Raw genomic sequence first — 25,091 nt, forward strand, 5'->3', positions numbered from 1 at the left:
AAGTTAAATGTGATGAAATTCGCATTTGTGATCCAATGCTATCGGCGATCTTCCGGCGCCGATATTAGGAATAGTCTTAGAGCGGCCGGGCCCACCGAACCAGCATATGCCCGGTGTTTGGAGCCTTTTGTGTTGACCGAGCAGACCGCTCCGGTGTCGCGCATGCACCGGAGGCGGGCCGCCGGCGCAGTGGGCCAAGCAAGCTCCGCCGCCTGGATGATCGCGCCTTTTGCGCATGGCAGGGAACTGTCCGGCGCGGGCAGCCGGGGCCGCGCTGGGTTCGCTGCCGTGTCGGACCGAAAGCACCCGTGGGCCGCCAGTTCGATCGGGGCTTGGCGATATCTACGCGAACCGAATCGGAGGGGAATCTCGTTCCGAGATATCACGGGTAAAGGATTCCTCTGCGCTATCGAGTGTCTGCACCATTCGCGGGCGTGATTGCCGATAGGTGCCGGCAAGCCGCTCGGACGAACTACCTGCCAATCCGGCCGCTGCATCGGCCGCAGTCGCGCTCGCCCAGTTGCAAGTAGCCGATCCGAATTCGCTGCGCCAGCCTTTGCACGGATTGCCACTCTTCGCTGTCGCTGCCTGTTCCAAGCGATACGATTCTTTCATCGACGAACGATGGAATTCCCATGCCACCCGTTGCAAGCTCGTTCCGGGCGTTCTCCACCAATCTAGTGAGTTCCGGAAGATGAACACTCATTGTGTACGCCTGGCGAACATGGGGCTTTCTGCTTGCCTGGATATCTAGGCATGATCTCCGGTCCGGGTAGGCGCTTCGGACGCGCCCGTGCACGTGAAATGTCCTAAGCAGATCGTTGGCGCATAGTTGCCAACCTGTAGATCCGCTGCTCGCGGGGGTTATGGGTCAGTCGCCATGCACAAGATCGTTGGTCGACTTCGCGATGCCTTTGAATGCGAAATGCTCCGGGCCCGTGCACTTCTACGTGCGGCTCTCGGTCAATGTCTTGGCTGTCGTGGCGCAATTCGCAAGCTGCCCGATACGGATGCACTAGTCGTCATTCGGGGGATTGCGGAGTGCGTTCTGCTTCGCGATGTCGATCCGGAGCGACCTGTGACCGGCAGCGAAATCGTAGAGTCGCGGCGCCACAGCACAGGCCATGAAATTGCGGGGCCGAGATGTGCAGTCCGCCCCGTGTCTCTCCATTGAGTCGGCCATCAGTCGGCAGACGATGCCGGCTGGCACGCTTTGCTCTGTGAGATTGAGACACTGCGGGGAGTCGCTGTTCGCCCAGAAGGTGGGCGTGCGCGGCGGTTGACAGTGCTTCGCGGCTGAGCGAGTTCGGTTCGCAGGGGGGGGGCGGGGGGCGAAGAAAGCCGTTGCGCACGCTGCGATTGCTGACTACTGGGATGGCGCAGCTCCCATTCTGCCGAAGTCGATGGAGCCAGGGCAGGTCGAGGTCGACAGCCGACTGGCCAGTACAGCGACTTGCGCAGAAGAGCGCGATTCGGGGCTGCTCCTACCAGCTGCATAGCGCCGTCTGCGGTCGTACCAAGCCCCTGCGCTGACACGCCGCGAACGACCCGTGAGCTACCACCTATGTGCAGTGAGGCACATTCAGAACTATCAATCTAAGACGTTTCCCTATTGCAATTGCCTGCGGGTCAGGGAAGCCTGTTTGATATGTGAGACTTGAATCACGTTTCTATAAGACGCATCGATCGAGAGCGCACCGTGATCGGTCCCCGAGGAAGGGGATGTCAAAACTCCAAGCGATCGACGATCGAGCCCATACGCTGAGTTCAGCTCTGGGTTGCTGCCGCATTCTGCTGTCCCTAGTGAAAGGGAAGGAGCAGGATCCCGGCTACGCGGCTTCGATCGCCGACCTGAAACATGCGATAGCGCTCTATGGCCGGGCGCACGACGCTAAGTTTTCCGTAGCCAGCCTGCGCTATTCGAGGCTGGGGAGAGTCCGTTTGCCTTTGGCTTTTCGGACCGAAGCGGACGGGTATCAGGTGCTTCTGAACCGATCGTCCGCCCAGGCTCTGGTGTTCCAACCGGGTAGTGCAGCTCCGAAAATCATAAGTAGCGAGGAACTGCAAATGAGCTGGACAGGCGAGAGCATCAGATTGCTCGATTCGCCGCCGAAGTTCGATATCCGCTGGTTTCTCCCCGAGTTCGCCCGCCACAAGCGCCTGTTGGCTGAGGTGGTGTTCGTCTCACTGGTCCTGCAGTTGCTCGCACTGGGCTCCCCGCTGATATTCCAGGTGGCAATGGACAAGGTGCTGGTGCATAAAGCGCTCTCGACGCTCGATGTCCTAATGTTTGTGCTGGTAGCGATTGCGGTGTGGGAAGCGGTCTTGACCGGATTGCGGGGGTACATCTTCACCCATACGACCAACCGAATAGACATAGCCATCGGCGCCAAGCTGTTCAGGCACTTGATGGGTTTGCCGCTGCGCTACTTCAAAGCACGCCAGATAGGAACGATCGTAGCCCGTGTACAGCAGTTGGAAGGGATTCGATCCTTTCTTACCGGCTCGATGCTTACTCTCTGTGTCGACGTCGCGTTCGCCTTCGTCTTCCTGTACGTGATGTCGCGTCTGTCGTGGAGCCTGACCTGCATCGTTCTAGCCGGTCTGCCGTTCTACGTCGCCGTCGCGTATGCGAGCACCGGGCCGCTGCAGAGCCGGATCAAGCGCCAATTTCAGGTCGCTGCGCAGAACAAGTCCCTGCTGGCCGAGTCGGTTGCCGGGATGGAGACGATTAGGAGCATGGCGGTCGAGCCCGGGATGCTACGCCGCTGGGAGGCGCAGGCCGCGGAGGCGGCGGAGGCGGGATTCCGGACCCAGAGCTTGAATAGCTTGGTCAGTCATGGAGTGGCGCTGCTGCAGAAGGTGATCTCGGTGGCCATCGTTTGGTATGGAGCCCACCTGGTGACTTCGATGCAGATCACCATCGGGCAGCTAATCGCCTTCAACATGATGGCGTCGCATATCAATGGGCCGATCTCGAGGCTCACGGATCTCTGGCCACAGTTCGTTCAAGCTCGGCTGGCGGTGGAGAAGTTGGGCGACATGCTGAACCTGCCGATCGAGCAGAATCGGACGGCAACGGAACCGGCCAGGCCGATCAGCGGTTCGATCCAGATACGCGACTTGGTGTTCCGCTATCAACCGGACTCGGAGCCGGTACTGAAGGGAGTGTCGCTCAGCATCGAGCCAGGAGAGAGCATCGGCATCGTCGGTCCGTCGGGGTCGGGCAAGAGCACCTTGGCCTATCTTCTGCAGAAGCTCTATGCCCCGGATGCTGGCGAGATTCTTGTCGACGGAATACCGCTGCAGAAGCTGAGCGCGAAGTACTTGCGCAGTCAGATAGGCGTGGTGCAGCAGGACAGCTATCTCTTCAATCGAAGCGTCCGTCACAACATCGCCATTAGGGACACCTCGGCGCCGCTGGACGATGTCGTAAGAGCCGCGAAGCTTGCCGGCGCTCACGACTTCATCCTGCAGCTTCCGACGGGGTACGACACCATCCTGGCCGAAGGAGGAAGCTCCCTATCCGGCGGACAGCGTCAGCGCGTCGTCATCGCACGCGCATTGATGGCCGACCCCAGAATACTGATATTTGATGAGGCGACCAGCGCCCTCGATGACGAATCTCAAGGGGTGATTCAGCGGAACATGGCTGAGATAGCCAAAGGGCGCACGGTCATCACCATCGCCCATCGTCTTTCCGCGGTGCGGCGATGCGATCGCATCGTCTCATTGGAGCAGGGGCGCATTACCGAGGTAGGAAGCCACGACGAGTTGATTGCACGTGGCGGGTGCTATGCCAAGTTGCGCGAGCGGCAACGTTCGTTCGGGAATCCGGGGGCAGGGCATGCTGCTTGATCGCTTAAAGTCGGCCTTCAATACCGTCCATTCCGCGGGCGGGACGGAGTTCCACCCGAACAAGACTCGGGACGAACACGAGTTCCAGCCGGGCTATTTGGAAGTCATCGAACGTCCGCCAGCACCTTGGTCGCGCCGCACCGCCGTAGCACTGGCGGCGACCTTCGCCGCAGCGCTGGTGTGGTCGACTTTCGGGCAGCTGGATATCCAGGCCAACGCGTCGGGGCGCCTGTTGGTCCCAAGCAATTCCAAAGTAGTCCAGTCCGTGGAAGGCGGCGAGATAGCGGCCATCCACGTGCGCGATGGCGCGCGCGTCGAAGTCGGCGACGTACTGGTCAGCCTGAACCCGATCGGCGCCGACGCAGAGCTCGGAGAGTTGCGCGGCCAACTGAACTTCAAGTTGCTGGAGCAGGCCAGGCTGCAAGCGATGCTGACCGACGATCCGGTGGCCAACTTCATTGCGCCGGAAGAGGCGCCAGCAGAGCAAGTGGCGATCGCCCGCGAGCACTTGCTCAGCATATCGAGGGAGATGCAGGCTAGCGTAGTGGGCATCGAAAGCGAAATGGCGGTCAACCGAGCCAACCAGAAAGGACGCGAAGCGGACATCGCAGTCCTGCAAAAGCTGGCAACGAACGTCATGCAGCGGTTGGACGCGTACCGCGTACTGGCAGCCGATAAGCTGATTTCCAATGTGGAGCTGCAGCAGCAAGAGAAGGAGCGCCTTGAGATAGAGCGCGCGGTCGCGCAGCAGCGATCCGAGCTGGCAGTGATGAAGGCCCAGTATCAGTCGCTGAGCAATCAGCGCAGCGGCTACCTGGCGAAGACGACGAAGGAGCGTCAGGACAGCCTGGCTTCGGTGCGGTTGGAGGTATCGAATCTGGCTCAGAAGCTGGTCAGGGCAAAGGAGAAGCTGCGCTTGCAAACCCTAAGGGCGACCGTGGAAGGCGTGGTGCAGCAGCTTGCAGTGCATACCCGGGGCGGCGCAGTGCAAGCCGGCCAGCAGCTGATGGTGATCGTACCCGACGAAGCATCCCTGCAGGCCGAAGTCATGGTCCTGAACGGGGATGTCGGATTCGTAAGGCCAGGCCAATCGGTCGAGCTGAAGATCGACTCCTTCGCCTATACGCGATACGGCACGGTGCCCGGAACGATACTCAACGTATCGCGCGATGCGGTGAAGGACGACCGGCTCGGGCTGGTGTTCCCGGCCAGAGTCGAGCTACGCCGACTGCATATGGCTCTGGACGGAAAGACATTTCCTTTGCAGGCGGGAATGGGTGTGACCGCGGAGATCCGCACGGGCAGGCGACGGGTCATCGACTACGTTCTCAGCCCCTTGCGCGAGTACCAGTCCGAAGCGCTTGAGGAACGGTGATGTCCAGGTCGATTGAAGCTTCTCTCCCGAGCGTAGGGGCCGACGGCGCCTTCGTCGATGACGGCCTGGCGGCCCTGGCCTACGCGGCCCGCCATCACCGGATTTTGGTCGAAGCCGAGCAATTGTGCCATCAGCTAGGTCGAGCGCAGGGGACGGCCAGCCGCGTCGATATTTGCCGTTGCGCGCGTTCGATCGGGTTGAGAGCGAGAAGCGTCGACAGCGGCATCGAGCGGATAGCGGCCTTGCCGCTGCCCGCGTTGCTGAAAACAGCCGACGGATGGCGGGTACTGGAATCGGTGAACGAGAATGGCGTGCTCCTGCGTGTTCCGGCAACAGGCGAGTGCCGGCATTCGTCTTTCGACGACCTCGCCGAGCGGTGGCCAGGCCAAACGATCCTTCTGGGCGAAGCGGACGAACCACCGGGACGGCAGGCGTTCGGCTTCGCCTGGTTCATCCCGTCGGTGATCAAGCACATCCGGCAATTCAGAAGCATTCTGTTGGTGTCGTTGATGCTGCAACTGATCGCGCTGGTGACACCTGCTGTGTTCGAGAACGTCATCGATCGGGTCTTGGTGAACCGGAGCGTCTCAAGCTTGCAAGTTCTGGGAATAGCGCTGCTTGCATTGGCGGTATTCGATTTCGTCTATGGATTTATGCGTTCCTGGCTATTCTCCAATCTCGCGGCGAAAATCCACTCGGAGCTATCGGCCCGCGTCTATCAGCACCTCATGGCGTTGCCCATCGGCTACTTTCGCAAGCGGAAGACCGGCGAAATCATCGCTCGCATAGGCGAGATGGATCATATCCGTCAGTTTCTGACCGGTTCGACGCTGACGGTGGTGCTGGATCTGCTCTTCCTGGGACTGTTCCTCGCGGTAATGCTTTCGTACAGCGTCAAACTGACTTGGATCGTCCTGGGGACTTTACTGGTCTACTTTCTATTGTGGATGCTGTTCGGCCCCATGTTGCGCAGCCGGACCGAGCGCGAGTACGAGTCGAGCGCCGACAGCACCGCGTTCTTGACTTCGTCGGTGATGGGAATCGAGGTCATAAAGACAACGGCTACGGAGGAGAGCTTCGTGCGCCAATGGGAGAGCGGCTTCGCCAGATTCGTACGCGCCTCGTTCCGGGCCAGCGTGCTGGGCATATCGATCGGTCAAGCGGTGGACGTGGTGCAGAAGCTGTCCAGTGCGTTGCTACTGTGGTGGGGCATTAGGCTGGTGATGGAGGATCAGCTCAGTCCGGGCGAGCTGGTAGCGTTCAATATGCTTGCCGGGCATCTCACGCAGCCGATTCTGCGCCTGGCCCAAACCTGGCAAGACTTGCAGCACACGACCATCTCGCTGCGCCGCATAGGCGACGTACTGGATGAGCCGACCGAGGAAGGCAACGGTGGGCTGGCTTCGATCCCGCCGCTGCAGGGCGGTGTTTGCTTTAGAAATGTTCACTTCCGCTACGGCGAAGACGGCCAAGAGGTACTGCGAAATCTCTGTCTTGAAGTGCGCCCCGGTGAATTCGTCGGCATCACCGGGCCCTCCGGATCGGGCAAGAGCACGATCAGCCGGTTGCTGCAGCGTCTCTACGTGCCCCAACACGGCCAGGTACTGGTGGACGGTATCGACATCGCGATCGCCGATCCGGTTGCGCTGCGCAGGCAGATCAGCGTGGTTCCGCAGGAAAGCGTGCTGTTCTCCGGAACGGTTAGCGAAAACATCGGCGTATGTAGGCCGCAAGCTTCCGAGGCGGAGATTGTCGAGGCAGCCATTCTGGCGGGCGCCGACTCGTTCATACGTTGCCTGCCCCACGGCTATGAAAGCCAGGTCGGGGAAAGGGGATCGAGCTTGTCGGGCGGGCAGCGGCAACGCATCGCTTTGGCCAGGGCGCTGCTCGCCCGTCCCAAGCTGCTACTGCTCGACGAAGCCACCAGCGCGCTGGACTACGAATCGGAGGCGGCGATCATGGCCAATCTGGAGGCCATCGCCAGCGGACGCACCGTCATCAGCATCGCGCACCGGCTGAATACGCTGCGCTATGCCGACCGAATCCTGGTGGTCGATCGCGGCGCGGTAGTCGAAAGTGGATCGCATTGCGAGCTCGTCACGAGTGACACGGCTTACGCCCGGTTGTGGCGATTGCAGATGGGCTGAGTGGAAGCGGCGGCGAACAGATAAAGCATCAAGCGCGAGACAACGACAAGCGATCGGCAACAGGGGCTCCGCCATGGCATACACAATCTCCAAACCGAAGCTGAAGAATGGCAAAACGGTGGACCTGGTCAGCTGGGAGGGCGTGGTCCCGCCCAATCACTCCCAAAGAATCGCCGACAGGCCGTGGCTGGGGACGGAGGCCCGCACTAGCTTCAGCTTCTACGAATCCACTAACGAGTACATGCGCAACGATTGGGCGCGCCGGAACATGCAGTCGCAGGCGTTCACTTTTCCGTCTGCGTCGGGAGAGAGCGCGGCCACCGTAGTTTTGTACTACCACGCGGAAAGCGATACCTGGCACACCACCGATGCACTCGACATCGACCACATCGTGCAGTGGCGCGACTACTTCGGCCAGCTTGGCGTAGCGAATCACGCCGAAGCGAATATGGCCTTCAACGATGTGCGGAACTTGCGCATGCTGCCGTCGGTCATCAATCGTGCGCGCGACAGCGCCGATCGGATATTGGCTGTCTTCGGCGCCGACTCGAGGGAGTGGCGCGCCTGGGTCGATAGTCACTTCGCATTTGATCCAACAAAGACGCATCCGGACTTCGACCCGGACCTGGACTGGGCGGGCCGAACGAAGCACACGCAGAACCAGCGCTGGGTGCCGGAGGACGGCCGAGTCGGACTGAGTTTCGATGCCAAAGTGCTCGGGAAGTGGTTCGAGGCCGAGCTGCAAAGGTCGTATGTGCGCAGTGTGACGGTGACCAATGCCGCGGGTCAGACCCAAGAGGTGCGGCTGTTTCGCTGTGCCGCCTCCGGACAACTTGTCACTCGCGACGCGTTTGACATCGATCACAACGTGCCGTTCGACGTATTGTCGAAGAAAATGCACGACGACGCTGTCGCGGCGGGCCGCAATGTGACCCGGGCCGAGGTTCTGGATGCCTATAACGAGGTGAGCAATCTGCGCTTGGTCAGCCGCAGCGTCAACAGCTCGCACGAGTTCGAGGTCGACGCCCATAACGAGTTTCCGGACGACGAAGTAGCGGAGATCCCCGGTGAGTTCGACGACTTCATCGACGACAGTCCTCAGCTGGGCGTCGCACCGCGGTTGATATCGGATGTCAGTGTCGACGAGTGGGATAAGCCGCAGATAGCTGCGGGCTACGAGGACGGCGACAGCCGCTATGGCCGACAGATCATTCTTCAGCTCGAGAACGACCCGGCCGCGACTGAGGCCGCCGCCCGCCTTGCAGCGAAGCATCCCCGAACCAGCGTCATCGTCCAGCTAGATGAGAAGGGCAGCTATCGAGTGGTTTACGGCGATATGTCGGCATTGGCGGGCAGCGTCGAGCCGATGCGTTGGCAGATTGTCGGCCACGGCCGCAGCAATGCGAACGGCCAGCGCACGCTGGGCGGGATGGAGGCCGCGAAGCTGGCTAAGCACCTGACAGCTTTCCACGCGAAGCTGACCGAAACCATCCATAGGAATGTCGGCACGCCAGCGCGGATCAGCCTGGTGGGTTGCACCCTGGAGCGAAACGGCGAGCAGGAAGGTTTCGGCTACCGCTTCGCCAGCGCGCTCAAGTCGCCCTTGATCGAGGTTTCGATCCATACCTCGGACCTGGCGATCGATCGTGAAGGCCGTAAGTGGCCGACCTTATCGTCGGGTGAGATCGCGTCGGTCTTAGACGACAATAAAGTGATCTATCGATGGCGCTGGGAGGACGGGGTCGTGCAGACTCGCGAACAGCCTAAGCGGATCGTGCTGATCGGACCGGACCGGATCAACGTCGAGGAACTAGTCGAGGACATCCGCCTCTCGAACAAGCCGCTGTCGGAGCTCAATGCCACCGAGAGGGCGGCCCTGAGTCGCTTCTACCCGAATGCGGCGGGAACCGACCTCGACGAAGCCGGGCTGCAGGCGGCGCTCGCGAGCCCCGCCGAGTACGCCAAGCTGCTAGGCACTATCGAGCGCATCGCCACGATTCATCTTGGCTCGCCCGATTCCGTCGGCCTGGGCGCCGGTGCGCTGGTGAACGCCGAGGACGACCCGGCGCAGCGAGCCGCCGCACGCCGGCAACTGGCGGGCAAGGGTACTGTCAGGGTCGATGGAGCGGATATTTCGCTGGCCCTGTTGTTCGATCTGGGGGCGACATTCGATGGAAGTCCGCTGACACCGGAGCTTGCGGCAACATTCGGTGCGGACGCTTCCGGGAAGAAGATCGCTTTCGACCCGGTCCGGCTGCTTGGAACGATGGCCGAGGTGCCGACGCAGGCGGAGCTCGAGGCGTTGGCGCAGATCGTGAAACGGCAGTTGTCCGACAACCAAGGCAATATCGCGGCGCTGCTGCGCGAAGGGCCGCTGACCGATGCGCGAGCCGACGATCTGCTTGAAGCGCTCAGGAATTCGAACCCTTCGGCCCTGGAGGTGGAAGTAGCCGTCAAGATAAAGGATTGGTACGGCGACAACGCATCGGCGCGCGCGAACTGGTTGGCCATGGCGCAGGGCTTGGATCCGGCGCAGCGGAAATTGGTGCAGAAGCTATATATCGAGGCGAGCGAGGCATCCGGTTTCGATGTCGTAGAGTTCAGGAAAGTCCAGGCCGCCTATCCCGATCTGCCCAAGACCGAACTCCTGCAGAGGATGGCGATGGATGTGGCCGAAAGGAGAGTGCGATACGACAGCGACGCCAGCACTGCGATGAAGATCGCGGCATGGAATGAAGAGGATGCCGAGAAATTCCTGATTCATTCCCGGCTCGGCAGGCGAAGCAGAACCGGCGGCATCAGCATCGACGCCGCCAAGATAGATCGGTTTATCGACTCGGCTAGCGCTATGGATCGAATCCGCATCACCGCGGCGATGCTGAAGCTGTCTGGCGAGGCATATCGGAATTTGCGAGAGCGGGTGGAAGGGGCGGGCACCAAGGGTTCGAGGGAATTCTTCAGTCAGGTGGATCGCGAACGTACCATCCTATCCAATCACGGCAAGGAGATCGCAGTCAGTCGAGCCGGCCACGCGCTGAACGCGTTTGCGACCTTGAACTCGGTGCGCCAGCTGGTAGGCGATTGGAACCGGATGAGCGCCACCGACAGGTCTCTCGGCCTGGCGATGACGGTCGGCGGCGTCGCGATGTCGCCGCTGAGCGCTGGGATCGCGAAAGCCTTGGGCTACTTCGGCAAGGCACTCAATGCCGTCGACAGACTCGGCCAGGCCGCCAAGGTAGTGGAAGCCGGGGTACTGGACCTCGCGCTGGCGCCGGCGACGTTCGCCGCGATCGGATTGCAGTGGAAGTCGTTCTGGACCAATAGTGGAGACGTCAACAGCTTCGAATACAAGTCCTTGGTGGCCAACACGGTCATGACCACGGTGACCACCGCGTTGAGCCTGGCCCTGACCGGAGTATCGATCGCTGCTTCGCTGAGCACTGCGGTGGCCGGTTCGGTGCTGGGCGCCATCGCCGCGTCGGCAGGGCCAATCGGTGTCGCCATCGCCGCGGCCGGATTCATCATTAACGGCATCGTCCAGGGCGCCCTGGTGGTGGCTGAGTACGACGAGTACTTTGCCAATACTTCGGCCAAGGTGGAAGCCTTCTTCGCTGCCTGGATCGGCGTGGAAACCGACGGCGTCAAGCGAGCACGCGAAGAACGTGCGGCACAACAGGACGCGACCCACTTGCAGCAAAGCCTCAACAGGGAGTGGGAAGAGGTCAAGAGCTACTTGTCCGATCTGTTCTCCAAGGACGGCTACAGGAGCCTGCACTACCGTGAGCGCTCGCATCAGGTCTTGCATGGCACGATCAAGGCCCAAAACGGCAACTTCACCCATGTGCTGCAAGACCAATCCAACCATGGCGCCATGGGTGCGGTCGTGTCTGGCCGAATTGCCGACGGTGGCGGTGTATGGGCCGATCTCGCTGCCGCCGACGAAGAGTACGAGGCGCATGGCGTCGTCGACAAGAGCAACCTGTTCAACTTGGGAGGTGCCACGCTGAAGAGCGCGAACGGCGGCAGCGAGGCCGACGCCTTCAAGCTCGATGCCGCTACCAATATCGGGGCGATCGACGGTTCGGGCGGGCAAGACACGCTGGTGCTAGATGCAGGCGGCCTTCGCGTCTACTTGGAATCATTCGACACAGGGCAGAAGCTGGCTTATGCAGGGGAGACGGTCATACTTGATCATGTGACTCGGTCCGGGGATCTGGCGAACGAAGGGCCCAACGTGACTAGGTCGGTCAGCCGTACTGTCGACATACGCGGCATCGAGGCCTATGTCATGAATGGCGTCGGCGAAAGGTCCCTGATAAAAGGTGGGGCCGGCGATGAGTTCTTCGATGTGTCCGGAACCGATGTGGCTATCTCCGGCGATGCCGGCAACAACACCTATTCCTTGAACCAGGGCAACCGGATTTCGAGTACCTCCAACGATATCGTCTTGTGGAACGGCAACGTTGATGCATTCGTTGCCTTGCTTGGCGTGCCGGGTAGGACCTCGCAGAGCTTGCTTATCGACCTGCCCGCGGACTATCGCGATATCAGGGTGCGCCGGGTCGGCAACGATCTTCAGCTTTCCTACGAGACCGAAGTTCGAAGCCTCAACCCGCTTGCGATCACCCTGCCGTCCCGCGTCCATACCCGCACTCTTACCATCGGCGGCCTATACGGCAAGGATGGCGGGCTCGACGCCAGCAAAGGCATTCGCTTGCGCGATCCCCACGGCAATGACTTCGCGCCGACCTCACTCGGTTTGATTGACGACCAGTGGCGGTCGCTATCGGCGGTGGCCAAGAGCTTCGTGTTCGGGGCGACGACCGGTTCTGAGCCGCGAAAGTTGGTAAGCGACGCGGCTAGCAGTACCTATTCGTTGAAAGCGGGTTCCGGCCGCTTCGTCGCCGAGGCGCATACCAGTCAATCGATGCAATTCGTGTTGGAGGCCAGTCTCGACGATCTGTACTACAGCGTCTGCAGGGGGACGCTGACCATCATTTCGGTTCCTGGCAAACCTAAGCTGGAGCTCCAGATACCAGGCTATGCCGAGGCCGTCAAAGCGGGCGTCGTCAGCGTTTGGCTGGTACCTCCACGCACGGCGGGTCAGCAATCCAGCATCATAGGCATCGAGCTGCCGTCGATGACCGTCGACGCGGTCGGCCAGTTGAGGGCGATCAGCAACCCACTGGTGCAAGCGCAGACGGACGGCCAGCTGACCGCGGCCGCCCAGTCGGGGTATGCGCGCATCTATGATTCCGCAAAGGACTTTCAGATCGAACTGGATGCCGCCGGCGACCTACCCTATACGCAATTGCGGGTAGGCTCCGATCTGGTCTTGTATCAGGGCGAGTTTTCCGCTCCCGAGAAGGTACGGGTTACCGGATATTTCAGTAGTATGAGCAAACCTTCGATCCGTGTTCGACGCGGCGCCGTCGTCAGGAAGCTATCGATCGATCCATCGGCGTATGTCGGCGATGCCCTTGATAACGAGTTGTCTGGCACGGACGCGACCGAGTTCGCGGGCCTGGAAGGTGCCGATACCTATTATCTCTCAGCCGACTCTGGGCTGAACCGCTGGGTCATCGACAATATGGCCGCGGACTTGAAGATGGACACCCTAGATCTCGGCGACACCCCATTGAAGCGGGTGCGCGGAATCAAGCGCGTCGGCGACGATCTGGAGATCCTCTTGTCGGCTGCCCGCCCCTCCTTCAGTGGTAGGCCTGCGAACCGGGCGCTATCTAATCCTAATCTCCTCGACGGTGGTCTGATCGAGAAGACTGTCGTTCTACGAAACTACGTGATTGATCCCCGCGCCAGGCATCTGCAGCTCATGGTTGGCGGATTCATGTTCGCCTTGCCGTTGGTGGATGTCGACACCGGCTACTTCCTCTACGAGACTGGAAAGACAGCCCTGGTCGCAGGCGAGGGCGTGCACCAATTGCGGGTGCCAAGGACGGGCAGCTTGCATCTCTTCATGGCCGGTGGACTGCCGCCCGAAGGCTATCAGCTGACGGTGGAGGGCTACGACCTCAAGCTGGTCAGGAACGGACAGACGGTCTACCTGCGCGACTACTACCGCAATCCGGGCAGCGTACATTTCGTTTCGCCGCAAGCGGGGTCGCACGATGCGGACGGGAAACATCCGGTCCTCATTCCGAGCGGCTTCGCAGCCGATGCGCAGGCGCTTTATGCGCGGCAGGGGGTTCCGCGCGACAAATGGGTGCCCTACCTCTTGAATGGGGTCGATAGCGAAGCGGAGTTGCGGTCGATCGCTGCACTAGCCGGACAGGGCGAGATGGCGAGGGACTTCGATAAGCTGCCTGAGCAACAGGACTTCACTGTCTATCTGAAGGCCCATCCTGGCTCGGGAAATGCGGAGCGGGTGCTATTTGCGACGGGAGGCCAAGGCAAGAACGGCTTCAAGTTCTACCTCGATGAGCAAAACTACCTTTGCTACAAGGCCTACGTCACCACGAGCTGGGGGAGTGGGGTCGAATTCACTCTCTATTCTAACTCAGCGAGAATTTACTCAGTTGGCCCTGTTGCGCGGGCGAGCGACGATGAGTTCCTGCTCAAGTTCCGAGACGGCAATACCCTGGACGTGACCGCGAGTGGGCCCAATGGTCCGACGACGACGAACAATATCAGCCTGAGTCCGCCAGGCGCTGCGCCCTACTATTTCAGCCTGACCCGAGGTCTGAACAAGGTCTTGTCGAATGATGCCAATCTCGTTCGCAAGGCCCTGCCGGCCTTGGCCGACGCTGGCGAGGCCGCGAGTATTCTCGATACGGATGGGGCGACTTGGGCGACCCGTCCGCAGGCCGCGATGGATTTTGCCCAGTTGCCCGTATCTGCGGACTTTACCGTCTATTTGAGGGTGCCTTCGAACCCTGGAGATTCCGAGCGGGTATTGTTCGCGACGGGAGGAGTGGGGCAGAACGGGTTCAAGTTCTATCTCGATAAGGACGGCTATCTCTGTTACCAAGCCTATATCTCTAAGGATGGGTTGAATGGCGTCGCGCAAACCCTTTTTTCCCAGTCCGCGAGAATATATCTAGGAAGGCCGGTCGCGCGGGCGAACGACACCGAGTTTGTGCTGACCTTCAAAGGTGACAACGCTCTGGACGTGATCGCGCGCGGGCCGAATGGTCGGATGATCACCCGTGGTATCAAGCTGGATCCGAGCGGGGCCGATGCTGAAAGCTATTTCAGCAAAACCCGAGCGTTGAGCGGTGTCTTGTTGCCGGATCGCAACAGCATTCGCAAGCTTATGCCGGATTCGGCCAGCAGCGACCAGATCGACGGCATCTTCTGCTCGAACGGCCAGGCATGGGGCTCCATTCCCACGAATATCGCGCTGTACTACAGGGTCAATGGCTTCTCCAAGGAGAAGGCCGATGCAGCGATCCGCGCGGGGTTGATCTCGTTGCCGGACATCGAAGCTGCCTGTCTTGCGCTCAGGCAGTCCGAAGGACGGCTGTCCGAGGATTTCGTTATCGCCTATGCAAAAGCGAAGCAGAGCTGGCTGCACGTGCAAGGCGGATTGGAGTATGCCGAAGCCTTGGAGGCGCTGGGCTACCAGCCCGAATTGATCACGGAAGCCTACCGCTATGGCCTTTCGGTACAAGACATGCGGGTCTATGCCTCATGGGAGAAACAGCGGCCGGCCGAGGTGCGCCTGGCCGACTTCGCCTTGGCCTTGTATGCGGAGAGCAAGTCCTATCTGATGATCCATGCCAAGCCCGTCGAGTTCTTAAATCTGCACGAGGAGCAGTTGCTGGGGGCGCTGCTGGATGCGTTGAGCGTACCCGATTGGGACCGGCCGAGGATCTTTCACGGCGTGGCCGCGAACGCCACCTCGAAGGCGCTCGAGAAGTTGGAAGTTATGATCGGCAGCAGGTACGCCTCGAACGATCAGAAGAAGCGGGACCTGGAAGGCTGGTTGGCCGTGACCATGGGCAGCAGTCTGGAACAGCAGGCCCGCTTCATGCCCGACTCAGCGCCGGCCGAGCGAGCAGCCTTCCTCAAGTCGGTGTTGGTCTACAAAGGCTTCCTACCTCAGCGGGCGGCCGCCCTGGCCACGATGATGGCTTCGGCCGGAGTGTTGGACTACGAGATCGTGGAGAGTCTGTTGAATGCGGGGGTCGAGGATGCGGAACAACTCGGCCGGTTGGTCCGGGCCGGAGTGGATGGCGGCGACCTGCTCGCGGCCAACAGCCAGCGCTTGGACTACGAAGCCGGCAAGCGTGGCGCTTTGATCCAGGTGTCGACCACCCTCCCGCTCCTGCAGCGTACGCCGTCGGAATGGGACACATATTTGGCGCTGGAATTCCTGGGCATCGGGCCGCAGGGCCAGATCCACAAGCTCGGCGACGATCTCGAGCAAGCGAACCAGAAGATGGCAGAACTGGGTTTGGTGCAACTTATTCGTCCGGGACCGGTGCTCGGTTTGGGCGGATCGGTTCCGTCTCCTGTTAATACGCAGGAGGGGCTGGTTTGGATGTGGCAGCAGGGCTATCTCGTTCACGGGCTGAGCCACGCCGACTCGACCGAAACCGGGTTCGGCCGGAGCAATGTCCGCAACCTGGTCGATGGCAGCGGCTTTAGTGGCGAAGCGTTCTCGTGGCGCGGCGCGAACACGGCCCAGGCGGTGAAGGAAATCCGGCAGCAGGACGGGCAGAGCGTCGAGAAACAGGTACTCAGGATCGAGGACCTGTCTCTCGTTCAGGCCGATCCAACCAGCAGCGAGATCGTGGCCATCCGCTTCGACATGAAGCACAAGATCGCGCTTTCGTCCTTGACGCTTAAGACCAGCTACAACCCGGCCGACACGACGCAACTGGACACCACCCGCACTGGTACCTACATCGTCGAAGCGCTGGGCGCGGACAATGCGTGGGTGAAGGTGTCCAGGCAGGATCTGCAATGGATCGCCAAGCCCGGCGAGCAGATGGGCGATATGACGACCATGACCGTTGCGCTGGATACCGGCGGCATTCCCTATCAGAGCTATCGTATCCGCGGCATTTCGGGCAGCTATGACCGGGATCGCTGGATCGACGAGGTTGAATTCACGACGGTGCCGATCGAGCTGGCGAAGGTGCCCAGCGACTTGCTTGATGGAGCGGCCTTGGTCGCCGAAGCGGGGTCAGTGTCCGATAGGTCTGCTGACAAGTTGTTCGACGACATTGCGGCCTTCGACCCTGAGGCGGGCGTCGATCTGGGCATTCCAAAGGGCAGAAGGCATGCGGGCCAATCGGGGGTCTTGGTAGCGCCTTTGGCCGTCGACATCCCCGTGCTTTGAAGGGCGAAAGCGGCTGATATTTCAGCCGCATTCTAAGCGCGGCAGCGCCGAAGGCGCTTCGTACGCGCCTGTACTGGAGCGTGAACTCTCATGCTCTCTTCTGTCGTTCTAAAGGGATAGAGTGCAGTGCTAAGGTCTAATAGGTTGGCCCGGGTGATTCGTGCGGTTGGTATGCTGCTGTTTGCCGTGCTCGTTGGGGCATTGGTCGGCCTGATAGCGGGGGGCTTGTCGCCCTTGCTCTATGCGCTGTTCGCATGATCGATAGCAAAGAAAGCGAATGGCGTTTTGGCGACTTGACTATTAATGTGCGGATGCTGATCGGCGAATGTGCGGACAGGGATTTACCCGTAAAGCGGGAGTATGCGTCCTTCCATAGGCGCTGCAGGGCATATGGGCTTCTCCTGGATCTAATGCAAGTGGCGAGCAGTCGTTGGGTCTATGCGTGAGGTGCCTGATGCGAAGGATGGGGCGCTGGAGGTAGGGCTTGGGTCACGGACCGAAAGTGAAATCGGAAGCTCCCCACTCGGGGCGGATTCAGCCGGCGACGAAGAGAGAATGGCTGCGCAGAAGTCGGCCGAGGCTCTCGTATTGGCGAAGTCATAGGCTCTTGATGGGGAGCTTCGCCGCTCATATGCGGGGAAGCGGGTTTTGAAGACTAGCTCGCGCAAGTGGATGGTGAATTGCGAGCGCAGATCGGGCCCCTGAGCTACGGCCGCGACCGCGAGTCTCATAGAGCGAATACTCAAACCGAGCAAGTCATGCCGTATTAAACGTATCTGTGTTCTCGTCTCGATGCATTGGGGCTATCGGCCGCTGTCCGACCAAGCAAGAATTAGGCCCTCAGGACAGGGGTTGTCTATGCTGTTAACAGGATTTTATCGATCTATAGGGCGCGAAGTCGAAGTGGAGCAAGTTCTTTGCCACCTTGCGAAACGGGAGGGCAAGGAATTTTCTGCGGGTGATGATGATATTCCAGAGAAGTGGCGCGAAGAAATTCGGAACGATATAGAATGCCCCTCCTGCTTTATAACAGGCGCCGAGGTGGCAAAGGTGTCGCCGCCGACATTAGCCGGATCCACTAAGCGCCGATGGGGCTTTCGATATGCCGATGAAGGAGGGCCTTCAAAGCATTTGCCTGAGTGTGACTTCGTAGGGGTAAGGCTGGGGAAGTTGCCGGGGAACATAGTGAAGTTCGATGACGCAAGGACGCAGATCCAGCGCGCAGTTCGCGAGTTGGTGGCAAGGGCTATGCGTCTAGGATTCATAAGCTATTATTCAGCTCGAAATCTCCGTGAGTGGGTGTTAAGCGTAAGGAAGGAGTCGAGTATTCTCGTAACCCTGGATCCGCGCGTACCTAAGTGGATCCAAGGCATGCACCGCTCCATAGAGATTGACTACGAGTCCCTTCCGTACGGAGTCGAACTCACGAGAAGCATAGTCAGAATCCCTGGTTTCGATTGGCGAGCAGCCGCGATAGCTGCCTACAGAAGTCGGCATGCAGAGCTGTTGGGCGTTCTTGGGCGCGAGCGATTGTGGTTGCATGACTCGGCGGATCGCGTCCAGAGACTGGCTAGTGCCAATCACGGGAAGTGTGTGCTTGATCCCGCGGCGATTCGTATCGAATACGATGTCACTTTGCGCCTAGCCTCATTTATATCTGTAAATTGCTTGCTTATAAAAGGAGCGCCGAAAGCGAAGCGAGTGGCGAATGAGTCGGCATTGTTCGCGTTCGCGGCCTTGTTGCTATTTGTTTCCGGATGGGATCTAGGGGCGGCCATTAATCGGTTCGCGGACATTATGAATGACAGATCTTCGCCTGCGACGGGGGCGGAGGCCCTCGACCTCATGAGCGTGAATCCATTCGAGGACTACGAGGCCTGGGGTGAGCTCAAACGTTTGCAGGCGCTTAGTGGGTTTCACACGGTTGATTTTGATGCGCGCGAAGACATCTTTAAATTGGAGCGGCAACTTCAGGCTAAATTTTCCTAGCGCGCGCATGCGTGCATTGCAGGCATGTGCTCGTGGCGCGAGGAGGGGCGCTTAAAGCATGCTGCGCCCGTGCGACTTGTAGGACGTCGAGCGGCGAGCTGTCCGGGCAGCTTGCCGCGTTGCGAGGCTACGGCTAACTCAGGCCGACTTCGCCGTCAATTGCTCGTGCAAGGCGTAATTGGTGAAGCCCTCGGTGTTCTCCTGCATCGTGAGGTTCAACTGCGGGAACGTACCGAAAGGGTCGTGGCACGCGGCCGAGCTTGGAACGCTCGTTATCGTCCCGTAGGTCGGCACCTTGACGATGCACGCTCTGTCTTGCGCAACCGAGTACTCCGCAGCCTGCTCTGCGGTAGCCGGGACGCAGCGCAATCCCTCCTGTGCGTATTTCGCGAGATGCCAGTGTTCCAACCCACTTGGGATTTGAACTCATGAAGCGCGGCATGCCAGTGATATTCACGCTGGACGGCATGGAGTACCCAGTGCACCTCGAGTAACCACCTAATAGTTCATTCAAGGCGACACCGCGACGCGGCTTAGCCCGCTAATGGCCGCTCGTGGCCGGAAGCAGTCGTTGGTCTATGACGGCTCCTATGCCGAATTGACCCGTTGCAGCACCGACAGGATCTCAGGCTTTGCATATGCCCAGTTGTGGCACTTGAAACTCCGCAGATCTTCGATAGGCGTTTTGCAGCCGACGCAGCGCAGGCCTGCAATGGCTTTGGGAGCTTCCGTGTTGACATACTTCTGATTGCCTAGAATCACCTGCGCGATCATCGCCCTGGAATGCACCTGCTCCAGCGCGGACGACACGATATCCAGCCAGGAGATCTCGCGCTGGCATTTTGGACAGTGTCGATGATCCGCACTGAGCCAAAGCGGAGCGCCTATGGTCTTTTCCGGGATTCCCAGCAATTGCTCGATGGCGCGCACGTCCTCGCATGCCGTCAACCAGCGGTGCTTCCCCAGCAGTGAAGCCGGGGAGTCGTAAACCTCACGAAAGACAGCGTCACTAACGGGGATGGTATTGCGTTCCATGTCTCCTCCTAAGCGTGCGTTTTGGAACTGTGGGCAGGGTGGTCGGCCGTGACGTCGTGGCCGCGCCGGTTACAACAGTTATCGCGTTGCCTGGGCCAGGTACTACTGACACGGCACGCTCAGTACCTCGCAGTTGGGCTGGGAGAACTCGGCACAGGCTTCAGCCGACTCCTGGTCGCGCGCCAGATACTGTTGCGACGTGCAATCGGAGGAAGGGCAGGACAAGTGCACCTGGTGCATCGAGGCCTGCAGGCCGATCACTCGATCGCCCACCAAGTTCCGCGCACACTGCAACGCTTCTTCGGGCGTGTTGGCGGTGACTTCTGTGCGGGCGCCGCAACTGTTTTCGTCTTCGTAGAAAACCTCTATTTGCCGTGTGGAGAACGTGTAAGGGTTGCCGCCGCAGGTTCGCGGATTACTGGCGCCCCCGCCCGCGCCTGGCACGCGGCACGCATCGTCTCGACACTGCATACCTGCGTTGCAGCTCTGCAACATGCCCCGGCAGCAGGGTTGGCCTGCGTCACCGCAGGGACGGCAAAAGCCCCCGTGCGGCGTGCCTTCATGGCACAACGGCTCGGTCGCGCATTGGGGCTGGTTGAAATAGCCGCAAGCCTTGCACACGCCCTGCGAGCACTCGCCGGGAGAGCATGGCGCCACGCCGGCCAAATGGCAGCAGCGCTGACCGGGCATTCCGCAGCTCTCGCATATGTTCCGGGAGTTGCACTGGTTGCCGCCATGGCACAGGCTCCCGGGCATGCAAGGCTGGCCATTCCATCCGGCTTCCACACAGGTAGCGTGGTGCGCGGGATGCGGCGCCGAGCCGGCGTTACAGGGCGGATCGCCATTGCAGACAGGCATGCCCGGATACCCGCAGCCCACGCACATCCCGTTCTGCTCCACGGAGCGGTCGAAGCAACCGCCCGCGCATGAAGGCTGCCCCAGTCGCCCACAGGCTTGGCAGGTGCCGTACGGACGGTTGTTCCCGACGACTAGATCGCAGGTCAGCGAGGGTGCCTGGCAGGTGCCTACGCCGATGCCAGGCTGCGGCGGACAGCAGGCTTGGCCTTCGTGCAGGCCACAGCCTGCCTTGCAGCGCCGCTCCTGCGGATCGCACACGGCGCCTGTGCACATCTCGTGGACTAGGCCGGTAGGCACATAGACGCGTCCATCGGACATCCATCGTGGCGCCCGCGTGTCCGGACCATCGCAGCACACCTGCCCCGCACGGCCGCACGGGGATGCGCAAGTATTGCTGGCCAGGTCGCAACCCAATCCCGTGTTACAGGTCACCAGCGGCCCCGATGTTGCCGGAAAGTCGATCGGCCGCGGCGGTGTGCAGCAGACCTGGCCCGGACCGCCACATTCGACCAAGAGCGGCACGATGTCCCGTGGGCGCAACACGCGCTGATCCGACGGCTGGCCGGAGCCGTGGGGAGCAAGAACAAGCAGGAAGACGGAAACGGCGCAAATCCAGCGGCTCATCGGCATGCTTCTTTGCGTAGATGCCAGCTACAACGCACCCCAAGGAGGGGGGCGGTCACCATTGGACCGCTACTGACCGCAAGCCGCCGCTAAGGGGTGTCTCGATCTCCTTGTGAAGGAACGTCGTGGCCGAAAGCGGCAGGAAGTTGGCCGAACCTTAGGGAGCTCGTACAATCCTCGACCGGCCCCTCATTGGCCCCCAGGAGCCCCCAAACGCCCCCACTAGCCCGTCAAGAGGGTTTGAGCCGGGTTCCCTTGGCTCCACCATGCCGTTGCGTCAAACGGCTTTCTCCGCCTTTTCGCACCTCACGAAAGCGCCTTATTTTCGGCCTTTTCGTCGCATGCCTGTGGTTTTGGAGAAAATAGCGCGCGCCACTTTTGGTGAAATTTTCGCCACTTTTCTCTGTTTTTTCTGCGGCTGTGGACCGAAAACCACAGGCCTGAATTTTCGGGGTCTTACGGATCAATGGGTTAGCCATGGCCTTGTCAAGCGGTTTTTTTCGCGATCAACATGTCCGCCAGGATTCGAACCCGGCACCTAAGGCCGATTGCTGAATTCACGAATGCAGCGGTGCAATTGGCGAGGTATTGAGAGTGGCCGAAGAAGGGACTCCGCACGTGAAGCCGTATAACGTCATCGTATTTGGCGAACATGGCGTTGAGATTCGAGACACGATTTATGCAGCCGGCAGCGAGCAGGCCATTTCGTTGGTCAAGGCTAAATACGGTTCTTGCGCTAGGTTCAGTGCCTGGAACGACGAGGATGCTGCAAAACCGCGGTAAGGCAGCCTGGCGCTTGCCGACGGTCGCGCGCCGCGCTGTAGTGATGAGTCGGGAAACCTTTCCGCCGACTTGAGTGTAGGGCAGGGTTTGACGGAGGTCTCCAGAACGATGTATCTATCAACGATTCAGGCAGGGAAGGCGCTGGCCATGGGCAAGGCTAATGCGAGTGCGAAGAAGCTCGCCATGATGTGCGCTGTATTGGGGGCGGTATCTGCTCCGGTGATGGCGACCGACAAGATGGTGATCGACGCGAGCGGAGCCTCGCCTAATCGCGTCCTGACCTACGTCAACGATTACTCGACCGACAAGTCGGGGATCGGCGATGGTTCGGGCGATATTCGGGAAATCGTGGTGACGATGGTCTATGAGGCGGCGAAGCAGCCCTACTGGACCGAGACTACGTTGCAGTTCAAGTGCCCTGCTGCTGCCCGCGCCAAGAGGGCCTCGCGCAAGCACGTAGCCGACGAGGCTCCCAGGGCCTTGCCCGATGTCGATGCGGTCGAGTTCCGAATGGTCGGCGGGCATAAGCGGATGAAGGATTCGCCAGAGATTCAGACTTTGACCGGCAGCGGTTGGCAGTCCGCATCGAACTATCTGATGCTCAAGGTTTATCGAGTCGCGTGCAGCGACTTCGCCATCCGTAGCGCCAAGCAGGCTGCTGCGATGCCGAACGGCAAGATGGATCCGGCGGCGTTGCGCCAAAGCATGCGCGAGTTGGGTTTCGACACGGCTGAGTTCCTGCCCACGGAGGGCTTGTCGATGAACGTGCTGGCGAGCTACACCTGGGAGCACCTCTGGAAAGGCGCCCGCAAGCCCGCGCTCAATAACGGGCGTCAGCTGACCTCGAAAGAAGCGGCTGCGCTAGAGAAGCAGTTGGAGGACCAGATCGCCTCGCTGCAGCGGCAGAGCGACGACGTCGGCACCCGCATCAAGAAGGTTGACGACGAGAATCGCTTCGTCGCGGAGGCGGCGAAAATGCGCGGCGGCCGCCGCATCAGCGGGACCGAGCAGACGATGATCAGCGTCTGGCTCGGCAAGAGCGAAAGCGACGTCGTAGCGGCGATGGGGGCGCCTGTGGTCAGCGAAGCGGGCGGACTGCGCTATCTGACCTATGCGCGCGAATACGATAGCCGTTTCGCATTGGTCACTGCCGGTGGGGACCACATTTCGACCCAAGGCCTGTACGAAAGCTGCCAGGCGCAATTCGTGCTGAAAGCCGATGCCTCGGGCGCGGTACGCGTGGCCGACGTGGTGGTCGAGGAAAACCGCAGTGGCCCTGGCCGGGCCTATGTGTGTTCGAGCCTGCTCAACGCGCCGAGGAACTAACTCGCGCCGGCCGGCGCAAAGTGCGCCTGCCGTAGCGTGACCGTGCCATCCTGCACCCTGTCACCGCTTGGCGCCGCCGCCGGCCATGCACTTGTCTAGCATCCGATAGGCTTTCTGCAACTGCGGCAGCTTGACTGCGTAGACTTCCTTGCCTTCGAGCCGGACAGTGAACTCGTCGGTGTCTTCACCCTTCTTGATGACCTTGCGCAGGTAGTTTTTGACGTCGAGGAACATCACAAACGTCCCGCGATTTGGGACAATATTGACGAGCGCGGTAGGGTAAGTGACGGTCTTGCCCCGAGCGTTGATGACGATGTCGACCTGTTCGGTGGCAGCTGGCGAACGAATCTTGTCGCCGCTAAACCAGATTTGCCCCGCGTTCCTGCTCGCCTCTTCGACATTGCCGGGGCCGTGAATGGCATACAAGCTGTCAGGCATGATGTAACTGACGGAGCAGCGCAGGCCGTTGTCTTCACGGCTACGCATCAGCACCCAATAGCCGTCTTTCGATTTGTAGAAGGCGTCGCTGTAGAGCGAGCCCTGGCTTCCTCCCCCTCCCTGGAGCAGTTCAGCGGGAATTTGGGCGGTCGCTGATGGGACTGTCAGCAGCGCTGCGATCAGCCCTCCGGCCATCAACGAATGCTTCGCAAAGTACATGGACAATTCTCCTTAATCTCCAAAATACAGAGAAATCGTAGCACCAAGGAGGACACCCGCCCAGGCGGCCTGAGTTTCCCGATATCGATCTTCATGCCGCCAAGGGGCCGGCCACCTTTGTCAACCGTCAAGTTAAATCCGTTGATGTAGTGGTCGAATCATACGTCCTGCATTTTCGATTTACTCTAGGTATGCTGCGGGGCAGGGCCCGGGATTTCATTCAAGCCGAAGCCGCTTTGCGATTCGGCACAATTCAGGTGTCGCAGCGCTATGAAAGCTCATGACAACTGTTCGAAGCCGGGTCGTATTTGGTCTATTGAAGTTTCCGCGTTCATTAGTCGGCGAAAATTTGCTCGTATACTTTCTGAAATCCCAGGCATGCGCATCACCAAAGATGCCTGGCTATTTCTCCTGGCTCAGCGACATGCCGTTCTGTCAGTTCGATCTGGATGGTCGCTCTTTTGTTGTCGAGGCAACTTGGCCTTCCTGCAATCGCTTCGAGATTTCGCCAAACCCTCAGGGGTGCGTTGATCAAATGCTGCTTATTCGAAAAGCGCTTGCCCAGCATGGATCAAAGACTGCGCGGACGCTAGATGACCTGTGAATCGCCCAGATTTTCGTAAAGATCGTCGTACGTGTTCGTTCGGCGTCAGCGCGTCGCCACGGTGAGGGGGGTAGAAAGATGCCTACATCCGCACGGCCGCCCCAACTCCGACGCTGGCGACGTTGGGAATACCCGATAAAGGAGCGCCCAATCGAGCGATGGTGATGGAGCCGTGCGGATGTCGGCGAGGTGTCCCACGTGTCCTGTTCCACCTGCAGCAGCTGAGCACGCCCCCCCGCGGTGTCTGGGCAACCAGCGAGGCCCAGCGGCGCTCGAAATTGAACCCGCGCTCGGCGCCGTGGGCGTCCCAGGTCTCGCCGACCTCGAGGGCGTCGAGCAGGGCGGCGGCGATCGCCTTGGCGCGGCGGGGGCATGCTGGGCGGCTCACGTATGGGGATAGCGCGGCGGCCAGCGGCGGCGGCGCGGCCTTGACGTGCAGCCGGTCCAGCGCGGCCAAGCCGGCGGGACGCCCACAGCGGTAGGGCCGCGGGGCGCTGCGGCGTCGGACAAACGCACCTCGACCGCGGC

Annotated in this window: 9 protein-coding genes; 6 read left to right on the plus strand and 3 right to left on the minus strand. The window is 60.5% G+C overall.

From position 1 onward, the window contains the following. The first annotated feature begins 1,722 nt into the window (after window positions 1-1,722). The 5 genes from AC3A57_RS02075 to AC3A57_RS02095 all read left to right on the plus strand — a co-directional run bounded on the left by AC3A57_RS02075 (window position 1,723) and on the right by AC3A57_RS02095 (window position 18,676). A complete protein-coding gene (locus AC3A57_RS02075) occupies window positions 1,723-3,858 on the plus strand; it encodes a peptidase domain-containing ABC transporter (RefSeq protein WP_487577348.1) in 2,136 nt (711 codons plus the stop codon). Next, window positions 3,848-5,233, plus strand: a complete 1,386-nt coding sequence (locus AC3A57_RS02080) for an HlyD family type I secretion periplasmic adaptor subunit (protein ID WP_487577349.1) — start codon at window positions 3,848-3,850, stop codon at window positions 5,231-5,233. The genes AC3A57_RS02075 and AC3A57_RS02080 overlap by 11 nt, the downstream gene beginning before the upstream one ends. Next, window positions 5,233-7,380 (plus strand): type I secretion system permease/ATPase, encoded by a 2,148-nt coding sequence (locus tag AC3A57_RS02085; RefSeq protein ID WP_487577350.1) that lies wholly within the window; start codon window positions 5,233-5,235, stop codon window positions 7,378-7,380. The genes AC3A57_RS02080 and AC3A57_RS02085 overlap by 1 nt, the downstream gene beginning before the upstream one ends. Before the next feature lie 73 nt (window positions 7,381-7,453). After that, window positions 7,454-16,687, plus strand: a complete 9,234-nt coding sequence (locus tag AC3A57_RS02090) for a C80 family cysteine peptidase (protein WP_487577351.1) — start codon at window positions 7,454-7,456, stop codon at window positions 16,685-16,687. 1,719 nt (window positions 16,688-18,406) lie between these two features. Further along, the gene (locus tag AC3A57_RS02095) at window positions 18,407-18,676 is read left to right on the plus strand and encodes a hypothetical protein (RefSeq protein ID WP_487577352.1); all 270 of its coding nucleotides are present in this window, start codon (window positions 18,407-18,409) and stop codon (window positions 18,674-18,676) included. A 138-nt stretch (window positions 18,677-18,814) separates the two neighbouring features. On the opposite strand, the gene AC3A57_RS02100 is transcribed toward AC3A57_RS02095, so the two are convergent. Together AC3A57_RS02100 and AC3A57_RS02105 are read right to left on the minus strand one after the other, a co-directional pair. Further along, on the minus strand, window positions 18,815-19,084 hold the full coding sequence (locus tag AC3A57_RS02100) for a hypothetical protein (protein WP_487577353.1): 270 nt from the start codon (window positions 19,082-19,084) through the stop codon (window positions 18,815-18,817). Window positions 19,085-19,264: 180 nt separating this feature from the next. Continuing rightward, window positions 19,265-19,711 carry a hypothetical protein gene (locus AC3A57_RS02105; RefSeq protein WP_487577354.1) on the minus strand — a complete coding sequence of 149 codons (447 nt, stop codon included), beginning with the start codon at window positions 19,709-19,711 and terminating at the stop codon, window positions 19,265-19,267. Between the two features lie 2,412 nt (window positions 19,712-22,123). Between AC3A57_RS02105 and AC3A57_RS02110 the strand changes: the two genes are divergently transcribed. Continuing rightward, entirely contained in the window at window positions 22,124-23,302 is a 1,179-nt protein-coding gene (locus AC3A57_RS02110; RefSeq protein ID WP_487577355.1) for a hypothetical protein, read from the plus strand. A gap of 60 nt (window positions 23,303-23,362) precedes the next feature. On the opposite strand, the gene AC3A57_RS02115 is transcribed toward AC3A57_RS02110, so the two are convergent. Beyond that, the gene (locus AC3A57_RS02115) at window positions 23,363-23,959 is read right to left on the minus strand and encodes a hypothetical protein (protein WP_487577356.1); all 597 of its coding nucleotides are present in this window, start codon (window positions 23,957-23,959) and stop codon (window positions 23,363-23,365) included. Between the last annotated feature and the right edge of the window lie 1,132 nt (window positions 23,960-25,091).

The organism is Lysobacter sp. Soil_C_15, assembly GCF_057657315.1.

Coding starts and splice junctions, on each gene's coding strand:
- AC3A57_RS02075 (WP_487577348.1), top strand. CDS start 1,723: ATGTCAAAACTCCAAGCGATCGACGATCGAGCCCATACGCTGAGTTCA.
- AC3A57_RS02080 (WP_487577349.1), top strand. CDS start 3,848: ATGCTGCTTGATCGCTTAAAGTCGGCCTTCAATACCGTCCATTCCGCG.
- AC3A57_RS02085 (WP_487577350.1), top strand. CDS start 5,233: ATGTCCAGGTCGATTGAAGCTTCTCTCCCGAGCGTAGGGGCCGACGGC.
- AC3A57_RS02090 (WP_487577351.1), top strand. CDS start 7,454: ATGGCATACACAATCTCCAAACCGAAGCTGAAGAATGGCAAAACGGTG.
- AC3A57_RS02105 (WP_487577354.1), bottom strand. CDS start 19,711: ATGGAACGCAATACCATCCCCGTTAGTGACGCTGTCTTTCGTGAGGTT.
- AC3A57_RS02110 (WP_487577355.1), top strand. CDS start 22,124: ATGGGCAAGGCTAATGCGAGTGCGAAGAAGCTCGCCATGATGTGCGCT.
- AC3A57_RS02115 (WP_487577356.1), bottom strand. CDS start 23,959: ATGTACTTTGCGAAGCATTCGTTGATGGCCGGAGGGCTGATCGCAGCG.